Consider the following 12,566-nt stretch of genomic DNA (forward strand, 5'->3'; position numbering starts at 1 on the left):
AACCTGTGCGCCACCCGCACCGTCCGCCACGCCTCGATCGTCACTGGGTGACCTTCTCCCCCTTTGCCCGGGAAATTGTTAGGCTCGTGGTTTCGCCCACCCGTGAGGGAACAAGCTCGGGGTAGGGCGATGCTTTGTATTCCCAGTACCGACGAGGAGCACCTGTGACCCAGACCAGCGAAAACGTCACCTGGCTCACGCAGGAGGCGTACAACCAGCTCAAGGCCGAGCTGGATTACCTGTCTGGTCCCGCGCGCACGGAGATCTCCGTAAAGATCGCGGCGGCCCGTGAGGAGGGCGACCTCCGCGAGAACGGCGGGTACCACGCGGCCAAGGAGGAGCAGGGCAAGATGGAGCTCCGGGTGCGCCAGCTCACCCAGCTCCTGGAGCACGCGAAGGTCGGCGAGGCGCCGGCCGACGACGGTGTGGTCGAGCCCGGCATGGTCGTGACGATCGCCTTCGACGGTGACCCGGACGACACCGTGACCTTCCTGCTCGCCTCCCGCGAGTACGCGAGCACGGAGATCGAGACGTACTCGCCGCAGTCGCCGCTCGGCAGGGGCGTCAACGGCAAGCGCACGGGCGACGACGCCGAGTACGAGCTGCCCAACGGCAAGAAGGCCGCGGTGAAGATCCTCTCGGCCAAGCCCTACACCGGCTGAGCCCCACACCGGCTGAGCCGCCCGCGACGCGAAGGCCCCGGCCGCCGGACTCCCGAGGAATCCGGCGGCCGGGGCCTTCGCGTGCGGGACAACCCTCGGTACGGGCGGTCAGCTGGCCGCCCGGCGGTACTTACGGACCGAGAGGGTCCGGAACACCACGATGATCACGGCGGACCAGATCAGCGACGCCCACACCGGGTGCTGCATCGGCCAGGCGTCGGACGGGGAGACGCCCGGGTTCCCGAACAGCTTGCGGCACGCCTGGACGGTCGCGCTGAACGGGTTCCAGTCGGCGATCGGCTGGAGCCACGACGCCATCTGGCTGGAGTCGACGAACGCGTTCGAGATGAACGTGACCGGGAAGAGCCAGATCAGTCCTCCCGAAGTGGCGGCCTCCGGGGTCCGGACGGAGAGGCCGATCAGCGCGCCGATCCACGAGAAGGCGTACCCGAGCAACAGGAGCAGCCCGAACGCCCCGATGGCCTTCGGTACTCCGTTGTGGATGCGCCAGCCGACCAGGAGGGCGACGACCACCAGCACCAGCACGGTGAGGGTGGTCTGTACGAGGTCGGCGATGGTCCGTCCGGTGAGCACCGCTCCCCGCGCCATGGGCAGGGAGCGGAAGCGGTCGATGAGGCCCTTGTGCATGTCGTCCGCGATGCCCGCCCCGGCGCCCGCCGTGGCGAAGGTGACGGTCTGGGCGAAGATGCCGGCCATCAGGAAGTTGCGGTAGACCTCCGGGGAGGTCGAGCCGCCGACGTTCATCGAGCCGCCGAAGACGTAGCTGAACAGCACCACGAACATGATCGGCTGGATGAGCCCGAAGAGGACCACCTCGGGGATGCGGGTCATCCGGATCAGGTTGCGTTTGGCGATCACGAGGGAATCGCCGACGGACTGGACGATGCCGCCGGACGGGCGGGGGGCCAGGGTCGTGCGGACCTCTTCCGGGCGGGTGGTCACCGTGCGTCCTCCTTCGCGTCCCCGGTCGCCGACGAGCCACCGCCGCCGCCACCGCTTCTGCCGCTGCCGTCTCTCCCGCCACCGCCGCCGCTGCCGTCCTCGCCGTTCCCGCCGTTCTCGGCAGCGGTCTCGGCCGCATGCCCGGTGAGCGAGATGAAGACGTCGTCCAGGGTGGGGCGGCGCAGTCCGATGTCGTCGATCTCCACGTCCCGGCCGTCCAGGTCGCGGATCACCTCCGCGAGGAGTTTGGCGCCGCCGGTGACCGGGACGGTCAGTTTGCGCATGTGCCGGACGACGGAGACCTCACCCCCGCCGTACCGGGCGAGTGCGTCGCGGGCCGGTTCGATCTCCTCCGGGCGGTGCACGACGACCTCGACGCGTTCGCCGCCCGTACGGGCCTTGAGCTGGTCGGACGTACCGCGTGCGATGACCCTGCCGTGGTCGATGACGCAGATGTCGTGGGCGAGGTGGTCGGCTTCTTCGAGGTACTGCGTGGTCAGCAGCAGAGTCGTTCCGCCACCGACCAGTTCCTCGATGACCTCCCAGAGCTGCTGGCGGTTGCGGGGGTCGAGCCCGGTGGTGGGCTCGTCCATGAACATGACCGGCGGCCGGACCACGAGCGCCGCCGCGAGGTCGAGCCGCCGCCGCATGCCGCCGGAGTAGGTCTTGGTGGTCCGGTCGGCCGCGTCGGTGAGGTGGAACCGCTCCAGCAGCTCCGTAGCCCGGCTCTTGGCCTCGCGGGCGCGCATCTGGTAGAGCCGGGCGACCATCTGGAGGTTCTCCCGGCCGGTCAGGTACTCGTCGACCGCGGCGAACTGTCCGGACAGCCCGATGGAGCGGCGTACCTCGTTGGGCTTGGCCAGTACGTCGATGCCCGCGACCTCCGCCCGCCCGCTGTCGGGCCGCAGCAGGGTGGTGAGGACACGCACCGCGGTCGTCTTGCCGGCGCCGTTGGGTCCGAGGAGGCCGAGAACGGTCCCTTCGGGGACGTCGAAATCGACGCCGTCCAGCGCTCGTACGTCTCCGAAGGTCTTCACGAGACCTTCGGCGTGGATCGCACCTGGCACAGGGGATACCCCCATCTGCTGTCGGACGGCCCGCCGTCGGACGGACCGATTGCCCGTTCACGTGACTACTGTGCGAATCCTAGGTCGTTTCCGGCCATGCGCGTCGGATCGGCGGCCGGTGTCCGGTGCGGTGCGCCGCGAGACGGAGGACCGACCGGGTGCGGGGCGTGCGGGGCGAGGTGCCGTGCCGGGCACCGGCCGCCCGACGGGCATGGGGCCCGGCTCACTCCACGATGAGGTGGCCGGCGCCCCTGAGGACGGCGGCGACCTCCTCGCAGTGTTCCGGGCCCTTGGTCTCCAGGTGCAGCTCGACCTCCGCCTCGGTGAGGCCGAGACGCGGTTCGGTCCGCACGTGGCTGATGTCGAGCACGTTCGCGTCGGACCCGGACAGGGTGGCCAGCAGCGCGGCGAGCGCGCCGGGCCGGTCCACGATCCGCACCCGCAGGCTCAAATAGCGGCCGGCGGCGGCCAGTCCGTGGCGGAGGATGCGCTGCATGAGCAGCGGGTCCACGTTTCCGCCGGAGAGCACGGCGACGACGGGCCCCCGGAAGGACTTCGGGTCGCTGAGCAGCGCGGCGACCGGGCTGGCGCCCGCGGGTTCGACCACGAGCTTGGCCCGCTCCAGGCAGAGCAGCAGGGCACTGGAGAGCTCGTCCTCGGTGACCGTGCGGACCTCGTCCACCAGCTCCTGGATCAGGCGGAACGGTACGTCGCCCGGGCGGCCGACCTTGATGCCGTCGGCCATCGTCTGCGGCACCGCCTCCAGGGCGACGGGGTGCCCGGCGGCCAGTGAGGGCGGGTAGGCGGCGGCGCCGGCCGCCTGCACGCCGATGATCTTCACGTCCGGGCGGAGCGCCTTGACCGCGACGGCGATGCCGGCCGCCAGTCCGCCGCCGCCGATACCGACCACGATGGTGCGGACCTCGGGGCACTGTTCGAGGATCTCCAGGCCGACGGTGCCCTGGCCCGCGATGATGTCGGGGTGGTCGAAGGGGTGGATGAAGACCGCTCCGGCCCGCTCCGCGTACTCCTGGGCGGCGGCCAGCGTCTCGTCGACGACCTGACCGTGCAGCCGGACCTCGGCGCCGTACTCGCGGGTCGCCGCGACCTTGGGCAGGGGTGCGCCGACCGGCATGAAGACCGTGGAGCGTACGCCGAGCAGAGAAGAGGCGAGTGCGACACCCTGCGCATGGTTTCCGGCGCTCGCGGCGACGACTCCGCCCGCCCGTTCCTCCGGTGTCAGTCCGGCGATGCGCACGTAAGCGCCGCGCAGCTTGAAGGAGCCGGTGCGCTGGAGGTTCTCGCACTTGAACTGGACGGGGGCGCCGACGAGCTCCGACAGGTGGCGGCTGCCCTCCATCGCGGTCGCTCTGGCCACTCCGGACAGTATTTTCTGGGCGCCCCGGACGTCGTCGAGGATCAGCGACGGGAAAGGGGCGGACGTACGGAAGCTCATGACCGCCAGTCTCGCAGCTCGCCGCTCCACCGCCCTCCGAGTGCTCCGGGGAGGCCGTTGTCCCCAAGCCCTTCCCGCTCTCGGGGTACCCGGGATTACATACCCTGGACACAGTCGGCCGCATCGCCGCGTACTGTGTCCCCCACCCATCCGACACCGCACGAAGAGAGCTATTGGCCATGCCCCCTCAGGACATGACGAATGCTGCGTCTCCTTCCGGGGACGACGTCGCCCCTCCACAGGGGGCCGGCCCCGTCGTACTCGACACGCTCCAGCACCAGGTGGCGGTCTTCGCCCGGCGCGCGGAGCAGACCCGTCTCGGTGGTGTCGGCAAGGTCCGCAACTCGATGGACCGGGCCGCCTACCTGCTGCTCAACCGGCTCGACCGGGAGGGCCCTATGGGCGTCAAGGCGCTGGCCGCGGGGATGGGTATCGATTCCTCGACGGTGACCCGCCAGGTCGCCCCGCTCGTGGACACCGGGCTCGTCAAGCGGACCTCGCACCCGGAGGACGGCAGGGCCGTCGTGCTCCAGCTGTCGCCACGCGGCCAGGCCCGCCTGGACGAGGTGCGCGCCTCCCGCCGCGATCTGATGTCGCAGGTCACGGAGGGCTGGAGCGAGGAGGAGCGGGAGATCTTCTGCACCCTGCTGACCCGCTTCAACGACTCTCTGGCGGTTCGGCAGGCGGCTTATCAGTCGCAAGGGGACTAGTCCGCTTCCGCGAACTACCCTGGAAGTGCTGGCCCACGTGAAGGACGAGGAGGCCACCATGACCAGGAAAGTCGCCGACTGCCGGAAGTATCCGAGCGTGTCGGGCTGTTCGCTGACCATCTCCGGCGAAGAGGACGAGGTCGTCCGCGCGGCGACCGAGCACGCCGTCTCGGTCCATGACCATACGGACAGCCCCGAGTTGCGTGAACAGGTCAGGGCGTCCCTGGAGGACGAGAAGGTCGCCGTCTGAGAGCCTGCCGGGTTTTCCGCTTGGGGGCCGAGGGTGTCCGTGAGTGCGGTGCCGGGGAGCGTCCCCCGGCACCGTACCCACGCTGAGACGCCGGCACCGTACCCACGCTGAGACGCCGGCACCATACCCACGCTGAGACGCCGGCACCGTACCCACGCTGAGACGCCGGCACCTGTCCCCCGCACGGCGGTTCGGAGGTGACGGGAGTGCGATCCGTCAGCCGAGAGCCTGGGTGAGGTCGGCGAGCAGGTCGTCGCCGTTCTCGATGCCGACGGAGAGCCTCACCAGGTCGGCGGGCACCTCCAGCGGCGAGCCGGCGGCGGAGGCGTGCGTCATCCGCCCCGGGTGCTCCAGCAGCGACTCGACGCCGCCGAGCGATTCACCGAGCGTGAACAGTTCGGCACGGTTGCAGACGTCGACGGCCGCCTCCTCGCCGCCGCGCACGCGGAAGGAGACCATGCCGCCGAACGCCCGCATCTGCTTGGCGGCGACCTCGTGGCCCGGGTGCTCCGGCAGTCCGGGATAGAGGACCTGCGTCACCTCGGGGTGGCGGGTGAGCAGTTCGGCGATCCGTCCGGCGTTCTCGGTGTGCCGGTCCATGCGTACGGCGAGGGTCTTGATGCCGCGCAGCACGAGCCAGGCGTCGAACGGACCGGCGACCGCGCCCATCGCGTTCTGGTGGAACGCCAACTCCTCCGCGAGGCCCTCGTCGTCCACGATCAGCGCGCCGCCGACCACGTCGGAGTGGCCGCCCATGTACTTGGTGGTGGAGTGCACCACGATGTCCGCGCCCAGCGCCAACGGCTGCTGGAGGTAAGGGCTGGCGAAGGTGTTGTCCACGACCAGCCGGGCCCCGGCCTGGCGCGCGACGCCCGCCACGGCCGCGATGTCGGTGATGCCGAGCAGCGGGTTGGACGGGGTCTCGACCCAGACCACCTTGGTGCGCGGGGTGAGCGCGGCGCGGACCGCGGCCACGTCCGAGGTGTCGGCCACCGAGAACTCCACGCCCCAGCGCGACGCCACCTTGGCGAACAGCCGGAAGGTGCCGCCGTAGGCGTCGTTCGGGATCACCACGTGGTCACCGGGGGTGAGCAGCGTACGGAGCAGGCAGTCCTCGGCGGCGAGTCCGGAGGCGAAGGCCAGTCCGCGACGGCCGCCCTCCAGTGCCGCCAGGTTCTCCTCCAGGGCGGTACGCGTCGGATTGGCGCTGCGGCTGTACTCGTATCCGCCGCGCAGTCCGCCCACGCCGTCCTGCTTGTACGTGGACACCTGGTAGATGGGCGGAACGACGGCGCCGGTGAGCGGATCGGCGGTGTTTCCCGCGTGGATCGCGAGGGTCTCGAAGCTGTGCTGGTCGGTCATGAGGCCCGAGCGTAGTTCGTCGCGAGGGCCCGCACCGGACGCTCGGCCGTACGGGGACAATGGGTCCATGGAGATTCTGTGGTTGCTGCTCGTGCTCTGCATGATCACGGCGGTGCTCGTCCCGTTCCTCCGGGGCCGCCGGGGCGGCGGCGGCATTCGGCTCGCGTCGCCCGGGTCGCCGGACGCCGCCGACCCGGAGACGTACGGCTTCGTGCGCCAGGAGCTGCTGGACGTGCGACTGCCCGGCCCCGACCAGGACTTGGTCGACGTGCTCCACGTGGTGCAGGCCACCCAGGAGTGGCGCGCGGCGGCCCAGCTGCTGGCCGGCACGCCGAAGGAGGGCGAGGTCCGGTGGCAACGCGTACAAGCGTTCGCAGGGGCAGCTTCGCTCGAACTCGCCGCACGGCCGGGTGTGGGCGGTGCCTGGCTGCGCTCGTGGCGTGCCGAGGCACCCCAGGACCCGGGCGCTGCCGCGGTGCACGCGGAGTTCCTGGTGCAGCAGGCGTGGCGGTCCTCGGCCGTGGGCAGCGAGGACTTCCGGATCCTGCTGGAGGAGGCGCGTGACGTGGCCGCCGAGGCGGCGGCGCTCGCTCCCGGCGACCCCGTTCCGCACATCACCCGGCTGACCGTGGCGCGCGGACTGGGTTACACCCCCGAGGAGTTCGACCGGATCTGGGCGGAGCTCATCGACCGTGCTCCGGCGCACTTCGGCGCGCATCTGGCGGCGCTGCACTTCTGGTCCTCGAAGTGGCACGGCTCGCGCGAGCTGGCCGACCGGTTCGCCACCGCCGCCGCGGCGCGCGCCCCGCAGGGCTCGTTGCTCGCCGGACTGCCGCTGTTCTCGCTCTACGACAATCTGCCCGAGGTGAATCTGACGCCGAACTTCTACCGGAGCGCGGCGGTGACGAAGGCCGTCGAGGGCGCGCTGTACGCGGTCCACTCGGCGCGGCAGGACGATCCGATGCTCGCCCATGTCCGGCATCTGCTGGTGCTGTTCCTGGTCCGGATGGAGCGCTGGTCCGAGGCGATGCACCAGTTCGTCCACATCGACGGGTACATCGGGGCGCTGCCCTGGACCGAGGACCCCGACCCGGCCGCCGAGTACGCCATCTACCGCGCGCTCGCGGTGGCCGGCTACGAGGCCAACGGCGGCAGCCCGGCCCGGCTGCTGGGGTAGTGGCTGCCGCCCCGGTCGGGCGGGCCGACAGCCGTGGAGGGCGCGTGCGGAACGTTCGCACGCGCCCTCCGCGCATGCCCGGTACGCGTCGTTCGTGCACCGCCAGGTCTCCGGCAGGACACGATCCGTTTCCCCCTACAACCTTTTGACCTCGCACTCCGTCCTTCTTCTGTCGCGACCCGTCCCGTCCTGTCCGCTCGTCGACCATCCGATTCCCGTGGGGGGAACCATTCCGTGGGCGCAACCCTGCGCGCGCTGCGCGCCCTCGTCCTGCTCGCCGGCTTCTACGTCTTCGGGCTGCTGCTCCTCGCGGCGATCGTCGGCGCCGACGTGTCCATCGCCCTGATGGGACTGCGCGGCCCGGCGCTGCTGAAGCTGTACGTACTCTCGGTGGTCCTGGCGCTGCCGATCGTCCAGGGCTTCTTGATGCTCCGGACGCCGGAAGGTGAGGAACCCTCCGGGCTGGAGGTCTCCGAGGCCGACGAGCCGGAGCTCTGGCGTACGGTGCGTGAGCTCGCCGCCGCCGTGGAGACCCGGGCCCCGTCCCGGATCGTGCTCACCGGCGACGTCAACGCCGCCGTCTCGGAGCGATCCCGCTTCCTCGGTCTGCTGCCGGGCCCGCGCGCCCTCTACCTCGGCGTCCCGCTCGTCCAGGGACTCAGCGAGGCGCAGCTCCGCTCGGTGCTCGCCCACGAGTTCGGCCACTACTCGCACGCCGACACCCGGCTGGCCGGGATCACCGTCCGGGGCCGGGCCCAGGTGCTGCGTACCGTCTCGCGGTTCGAGGAGCGCGCCGAGAAGAAGGCCTCCCACGAGCGCGCGCGGCTGCAGGAGAAGTCCGACCGCGCCGTCGCCAAGGGCAAGAAGCCCAAGGAGGTCGATCCGGGCACGGCCGGGGTGTCGTACCGCGTGATGGCGAAGGTGTACGGCCTGTACGCCCGGTTCTACTTCTGGGCGACGCTCGCGGGCGCCCGCCGCCAGGAGTTCGCGGCGGACGCGGCGGCGGCCCGGATCACCGGGCGCGACGCCACCGTGTCGGCGCTGCGCGAGATCCCCGGGCTGAGCGCCGCCCACGACTTCTACCTCGACACGTACGCGACGCTCGGGCTGCCCGCGGATCTGCTGCCGCCGCGCGGCGAGGTGCTCGGGGGCTTCGGCCGGATGCTGGCGGCGCGCGAACTCGAACTCGCCTCGATGCGCGCCGAACTGCCGGACGAGACCGTCTCCCGCTACGACTCGCATCCGTCGATGCGCGAACGCGTACGCCGTGTCGAGGCGCTGGCCCCCGACGACCGCACCGACGAGCGCAAGGGTGCCGCGTCCGCGCTGCTGGCCGACCCGGACGGGACGTTGGCCGCGCTGGAGGACGTGGTGCTGGTGGGGAAGGTGCGCTCGTTGCCGCGGGCGACCGGCTGGCAGGAGCTGCTGGAGGCGTCCATGGAGGTGCGGCTGCGCTCGGTGGACTCCCCCGTGCACCGCGCCTTGGCCGCGTACACGGAGGAGCCGCCGACGCTCACCGCGCTGCTGAAGGTGATCGAGGGCGGCAGGCTCTGGAAGCTCGCGCGGCGGCTGCCGCTGTCGGAACAGGCCTCGGCCGCCGAGGGGCGTGTCTTCCGTGAGTTCGCGCGGCCCGCGCTGCTCGGCGGTGTGAAGGCGATGGTGCTCACGGAGCTCTCCGCCGACTCCCGGCTGACCTGGGAGTTCTCCTGGTCGGAATCGGCCGCGCCGCACATCGTGCCGCTACCGGACGGCACCCGGCCGGACGTCGAGGCCGCCGTCGCGGCGGCGGTGGCCGACATCCCCGAGACGACCGCGCTGCGCGCGCTGCTGACACCGGTCGCGGTCGCACCGCTGCCGGGGGAAACGGCCGCGCCGGCCGCACCCGCGCCAGAAGCCCCGGACGCCTTGGACGCCCCGGGCTCCCCGGATTCCGACCCGGTCGCGTGACCGCCCACCCGGGACCCGCGACATCCCATCACCGCACGGAACCACGGAGAAACACGAAGTGACCATAGTGCTCTGGGTCGTCCTGATCCCCCTCGTCCTCATCCTCCTGGCCATCGCGATCTTTTTCGGCAAGGCGATCTTCTCGGGAGCCCGTGAGGGCTGGCGCGAGGAAATGTCGAAGAACAACGCGAACGGCGACGCGTACGAGCTGCCCGAGGAGTGTGCGGCGCTCGGCCTGCTCCCCCGCGGCGAGCTGGACAAGAGCGCGCCGGGACCCCGGCCCGAGGCGCTGGCCGCCGCGCTCGCGGCGGTGGAGGCCGGGGACTGGAAGCCGGCCGCCGAGCTGATGCGCGGGACTGCCCGGGCGAAGGACTGGGAGCGCCGGGCGTACGACGTCGGAATCCTCTGCGGCAACGCCGCCGTCGACGACACCTGGCTGCTCGCCTGGGAGAGCGCCGTCCCCGACGATCCCGACGCGGCGGTGCTGCGCGCGTGGAGCACGGTGGGGCTGGCCGGAAAGCTTCGGGGCGCCCAGCGCGCCCAGAACACCACCTCCGAGCAGTTCGACGCCTTCCACCGGACCCTGGCCCGGGCCCGTGCCGAGATCGCCCGCGCGGCCGAGCTGAACCCCGAGGACCCCACCCCCTGCCTCAGCGAGATATCGGCGGCCCTGGGGCTCGGCTACCCGCACGCGGAGATGGACCGCATCTGGGCGGAGGTCGTCGCCCGTGCGCCGCACCACTACGCGGCCCACTGGTTCGCGCTCCAGTACTGGTGCGAGAAGTGGCGCGGGTCCGAGCAGCTCGCCCGCGCGTTCGCGGCCGAGGCCGTCGCCGGGGCTCCCCTCGGCAGCCTGATGACGGTGTTCCCGCTCATCGTTCGCTTCGAGCACGACGACACCTCGAACGGCGACTTCACGAAGACCCCCGAAGTGCTCGCGCTGGTCGACGCCGCGCTCGCGGACGTCGCCGCCGCCGATCCCGCCCACCCGCGGCTCGTGGAGGCCCGCCACCTGCTGGCGTACTTCCTGTCCTTCCAGGACCGCGACGCGGAAGCGGTGGAGCAGTTCAAGCTGGTGGACGGGTACGTCGGCTCGCTCCCGTGGTTCTACTCGTCGGACCCCACCAAGCTCTACTGCCGCCTGCGCGACCTGTCCGTCCAGGCCGCGGCGAAGGCCTCCTGACCGGGCCTCCCGCGAGGAATGCGGGGCGGTAGGGAGATGTTCACCCCATACCGCCCCGTAGAAGGAGGACCGATCATGTTGTTCGGCCGTACACCCGTGCTCCCCTCCCCCGAGCAGGCCCTCAAGGGCAGCCCGACCCCGACGTTCACGGTGCCCGACCGTCACATCGTGCTCGGCAACCCGCTGCAGGGCCCGTACCCGCAGGGCCTGGAGGTCGCGGACTTCGCGCTGGGCTGTTTCTGGGGTGCCGAGCGCAAGTTCTGGCAGACGCAGGGCGTCTGGACGACGCTCGTCGGCTACCAGGGCGGCTACACCGAGAACCCCACGTACGAGGAGACCTGCTCCGGCCAGACCGGTCACACGGAGGCCGTACGCGTGGTCTTCGACCCCGAGGTCGTCCCGTACACCGAGCTGCTGAAGCTGTTCTGGGAGTCGCACAACCCGACCCAGGGCTTCCGCCAGGGCAATGACGTCGGTACGCAGTACCGCTCGGCGCTCTACACCCACTCGCCCGAGCAGGCCGAGGCCGCCGCCGCGTCCCGCGAGGCGTACCAGAAGGTCCTCACGGGCTCCGGATACGGCGCGATCACCACGGAGATCCTGCCCGCCGAGGGCCGCACCTTCTGGCCGGCCGAGGGCTACCACCAGCAGTACCTGGAGAAGAACCCGGGCGGCTACTGCGGCATCGGCGGCACCGGAGTCTCCTGCCCGATCGGCGTGGCCCGCGCGGGCAGCTGATCCGGACCGTGCCGGGCCCAGGGGGCGAACCCGGGTCCGGCACCGCAGAACACCCCCGGCGAGGGGCGTCCACCACGGGCGCCCCTCGCCGTCGTTCCGGGAGGGTCGCCGTTCCCGAAGGGTCGCCGTTCCCGGCGGGCCGCCCGGGACGGATCAGGTGGTGCCGGTGAGCGCGGCGAAGCCGGCGACGAGGCCGACGAGGGCCAGCACCCCGATCAGGCAGATGAGCAGCACCAGCCAGCCCGTCAGGATGGACACCAGGGCGACCCCGCGCCCGGCCCCGCCGAGGCGCTTGCCCCGGAAGCGGGCCACGTGTCCGGCGGGGATGGCGATCAGCGCGCACAGGACCGCGAGGGCGATGAAGACGGCCGGGTTCATCAGCGCGATGCCGGTGGCGAAGTTCCCGATGGCACCGACCGCGCCCAGCGCGAAGAAACCGCTGACCGTGGCCGCTCGGTTCCTGGGCGCGGGCACGGAAGTGTCTCCCGGAGCCGGCACCGGTCCCCCCTCCGTCGCCGGTCCCCCGTCCGTCACAGGTATGCCGTCCGTGCCGTTGCCGTGCTCCATGTGCCCCGCCCCCGTGATCTCCGTGCCTGCTCGCCACGGGATTTTACGGGGCCGCCCAGGCCGCCCTCGGCAGGCGGACGAGCCGTCGCCCCCTCAGGCGGCCAGCCGCACCTGGGCCCTGGGTATCGAGCGGGAGGGTACGAGCCCGGTCGCACGGGCCGCCGCACGGAACGCGCTCCGGCGGGCCAGCTCCGACGCCGCCCGGCCGAGCACGTCGGCGAGGCCGAGCCCGAGGGCGTGCGCGGCGGCGGCGAGGACCTCGGAGGACGCCTCCTTGCGGCCCCTCTCCAGCTCGGAGAGGTACGCGAAGGAGATCCGCGCCGAGTCCGCCACGTCCTTCAACGTGCGCTCCTGGGAGAGGCGTTCCTGGCGCAGCACCTCACCGACGAGGTCGCGCAGCAGGGGCTCCCGGGGCGCCCCGGGAGTGGTCGCCGGGGCCGCGGGGACGGGCCGCAGGGGTATCACCCGGGCGCCACCACTGAGC

Annotated in this window: 13 protein-coding genes; 7 read left to right on the plus strand and 6 right to left on the minus strand. The window is 71.7% G+C overall.

Translation table 11 applies throughout. The annotated features are described in order from the left end of the window. Positions 1 to 164: 164 nt before the first annotated feature. A complete protein-coding gene (gene greA, locus OHT52_RS09520) occupies positions 165 to 662 on the plus strand; it encodes a transcription elongation factor GreA (RefSeq protein WP_328719696.1) in 498 nt (165 codons plus the stop codon). Positions 663 to 770: 108 nt separating this feature from the next. Here the strand turns inward: greA and OHT52_RS09525 are convergent, their stop codons facing one another. The 3 genes from OHT52_RS09525 to ilvA all read right to left on the minus strand — a co-directional run bounded on the left by OHT52_RS09525 (position 771) and on the right by ilvA (position 4,148). Next, positions 771 to 1,625: an ABC transporter permease gene (locus OHT52_RS09525; RefSeq protein WP_328719697.1), complete on the minus strand. Its 855-nt coding sequence runs from the start codon at positions 1,623 to 1,625 to the stop codon at positions 771 to 773. Then, complete coding sequence (locus tag OHT52_RS09530) at positions 1,622 to 2,692, minus strand: ATP-binding cassette domain-containing protein (protein ID WP_328719698.1); 1,071 nt, start codon at positions 2,690 to 2,692, stop codon at positions 1,622 to 1,624. The genes OHT52_RS09525 and OHT52_RS09530 overlap by 4 nt, the downstream gene beginning before the upstream one ends. A 223-nt stretch (positions 2,693 to 2,915) precedes the next feature. Beyond that, on the minus strand, positions 2,916 to 4,148 hold the full coding sequence (gene ilvA / locus OHT52_RS09535) for a threonine ammonia-lyase (protein WP_328719699.1): 1,233 nt from the start codon (positions 4,146 to 4,148) through the stop codon (positions 2,916 to 2,918). A 179-nt stretch (positions 4,149 to 4,327) separates the two neighbouring features. Between ilvA and OHT52_RS09540 the strand changes: the two genes are divergently transcribed. Further along, a complete protein-coding gene (locus tag OHT52_RS09540) occupies positions 4,328 to 4,858 on the plus strand; it encodes a MarR family winged helix-turn-helix transcriptional regulator (protein WP_328719700.1) in 531 nt (176 codons plus the stop codon). A gap of 58 nt (positions 4,859 to 4,916) precedes the next feature. Then, positions 4,917 to 5,108: a DUF1059 domain-containing protein gene (locus tag OHT52_RS09545; protein ID WP_266708441.1), complete on the plus strand. Its 192-nt coding sequence runs from the start codon at positions 4,917 to 4,919 to the stop codon at positions 5,106 to 5,108. 216 nt (positions 5,109 to 5,324) lie between these two features. On the opposite strand, the gene OHT52_RS09550 is transcribed toward OHT52_RS09545, so the two are convergent. Then, positions 5,325 to 6,470, minus strand: coding sequence for a cystathionine gamma-synthase (locus tag OHT52_RS09550; RefSeq protein ID WP_328719701.1), 1,146 nt, complete (start codon positions 6,468 to 6,470; stop codon positions 5,325 to 5,327). Positions 6,471 to 6,537: 67 nt separating this feature from the next. Here OHT52_RS09550 and OHT52_RS09555 point away from each other — a divergent pair, with 67 nt between their 5' ends. From OHT52_RS09555 to msrA, 4 genes are all read left to right on the plus strand, one after another. Further along, positions 6,538 to 7,647, plus strand: a complete 1,110-nt coding sequence (locus tag OHT52_RS09555; protein ID WP_328719702.1) for a hypothetical protein — start codon at positions 6,538 to 6,540, stop codon at positions 7,645 to 7,647. 234 nt (positions 7,648 to 7,881) lie between these two features. Further along, complete coding sequence (locus OHT52_RS09560; RefSeq protein WP_328719703.1) at positions 7,882 to 9,594, plus strand: M48 family metallopeptidase; 1,713 nt, start codon at positions 7,882 to 7,884, stop codon at positions 9,592 to 9,594. Positions 9,595 to 9,652: 58 nt separating this feature from the next. After that, entirely contained in the window at positions 9,653 to 10,777 is a 1,125-nt protein-coding gene (locus OHT52_RS09565) for a hypothetical protein (RefSeq protein WP_328719704.1), read from the plus strand. Between the two features lie 72 nt (positions 10,778 to 10,849). Continuing rightward, the gene (msrA, locus tag OHT52_RS09570; RefSeq protein WP_328723672.1) at positions 10,850 to 11,515 is read left to right on the plus strand and encodes a peptide-methionine (S)-S-oxide reductase MsrA; all 666 of its coding nucleotides are present in this window, start codon (positions 10,850 to 10,852) and stop codon (positions 11,513 to 11,515) included. Positions 11,516 to 11,668: 153 nt separating this feature from the next. Here msrA and OHT52_RS09575 read toward each other — a convergent pair whose 3' ends face one another. After that, positions 11,669 to 11,989 carry a DUF4190 domain-containing protein gene (locus OHT52_RS09575; protein WP_328719705.1) on the minus strand — a complete coding sequence of 107 codons (321 nt, stop codon included), beginning with the start codon at positions 11,987 to 11,989 and terminating at the stop codon, positions 11,669 to 11,671. 186 nt (positions 11,990 to 12,175) lie between these two features. Continuing rightward, a complete protein-coding gene (locus OHT52_RS09580) occupies positions 12,176 to 12,547 on the minus strand; it encodes a helix-turn-helix domain-containing protein (RefSeq protein ID WP_328723673.1) in 372 nt (123 codons plus the stop codon). Positions 12,548 to 12,566 lie beyond the last annotated feature (19 nt).

Origin of the sequence: Streptomyces sp. NBC_00247 (assembly GCF_036188265.1) — a bacterium.
Lineage (GTDB): Bacteria > Actinomycetota > Actinomycetes > Streptomycetales > Streptomycetaceae > Streptomyces.

Bases quoted from the DNA above. Each gene is read 5' to 3' on its own strand.
- OHT52_RS09550 (WP_328719701.1), bottom strand. From the start codon at position 6,470: ATGACCGACCAGCACAGCTTCGAGACCCTCGCGATCCACGCGGGAAAC.
- ilvA (WP_328719699.1), bottom strand. From the start codon at position 4,148: ATGAGCTTCCGTACGTCCGCCCCTTTCCCGTCGCTGATCCTCGACGAC.
- OHT52_RS09540 (WP_328719700.1), top strand. From the start codon at position 4,328: ATGCCCCCTCAGGACATGACGAATGCTGCGTCTCCTTCCGGGGACGAC.
- OHT52_RS09545 (WP_266708441.1), top strand. From the start codon at position 4,917: ATGACCAGGAAAGTCGCCGACTGCCGGAAGTATCCGAGCGTGTCGGGC.
- OHT52_RS09555 (WP_328719702.1), top strand. From the start codon at position 6,538: ATGGAGATTCTGTGGTTGCTGCTCGTGCTCTGCATGATCACGGCGGTG.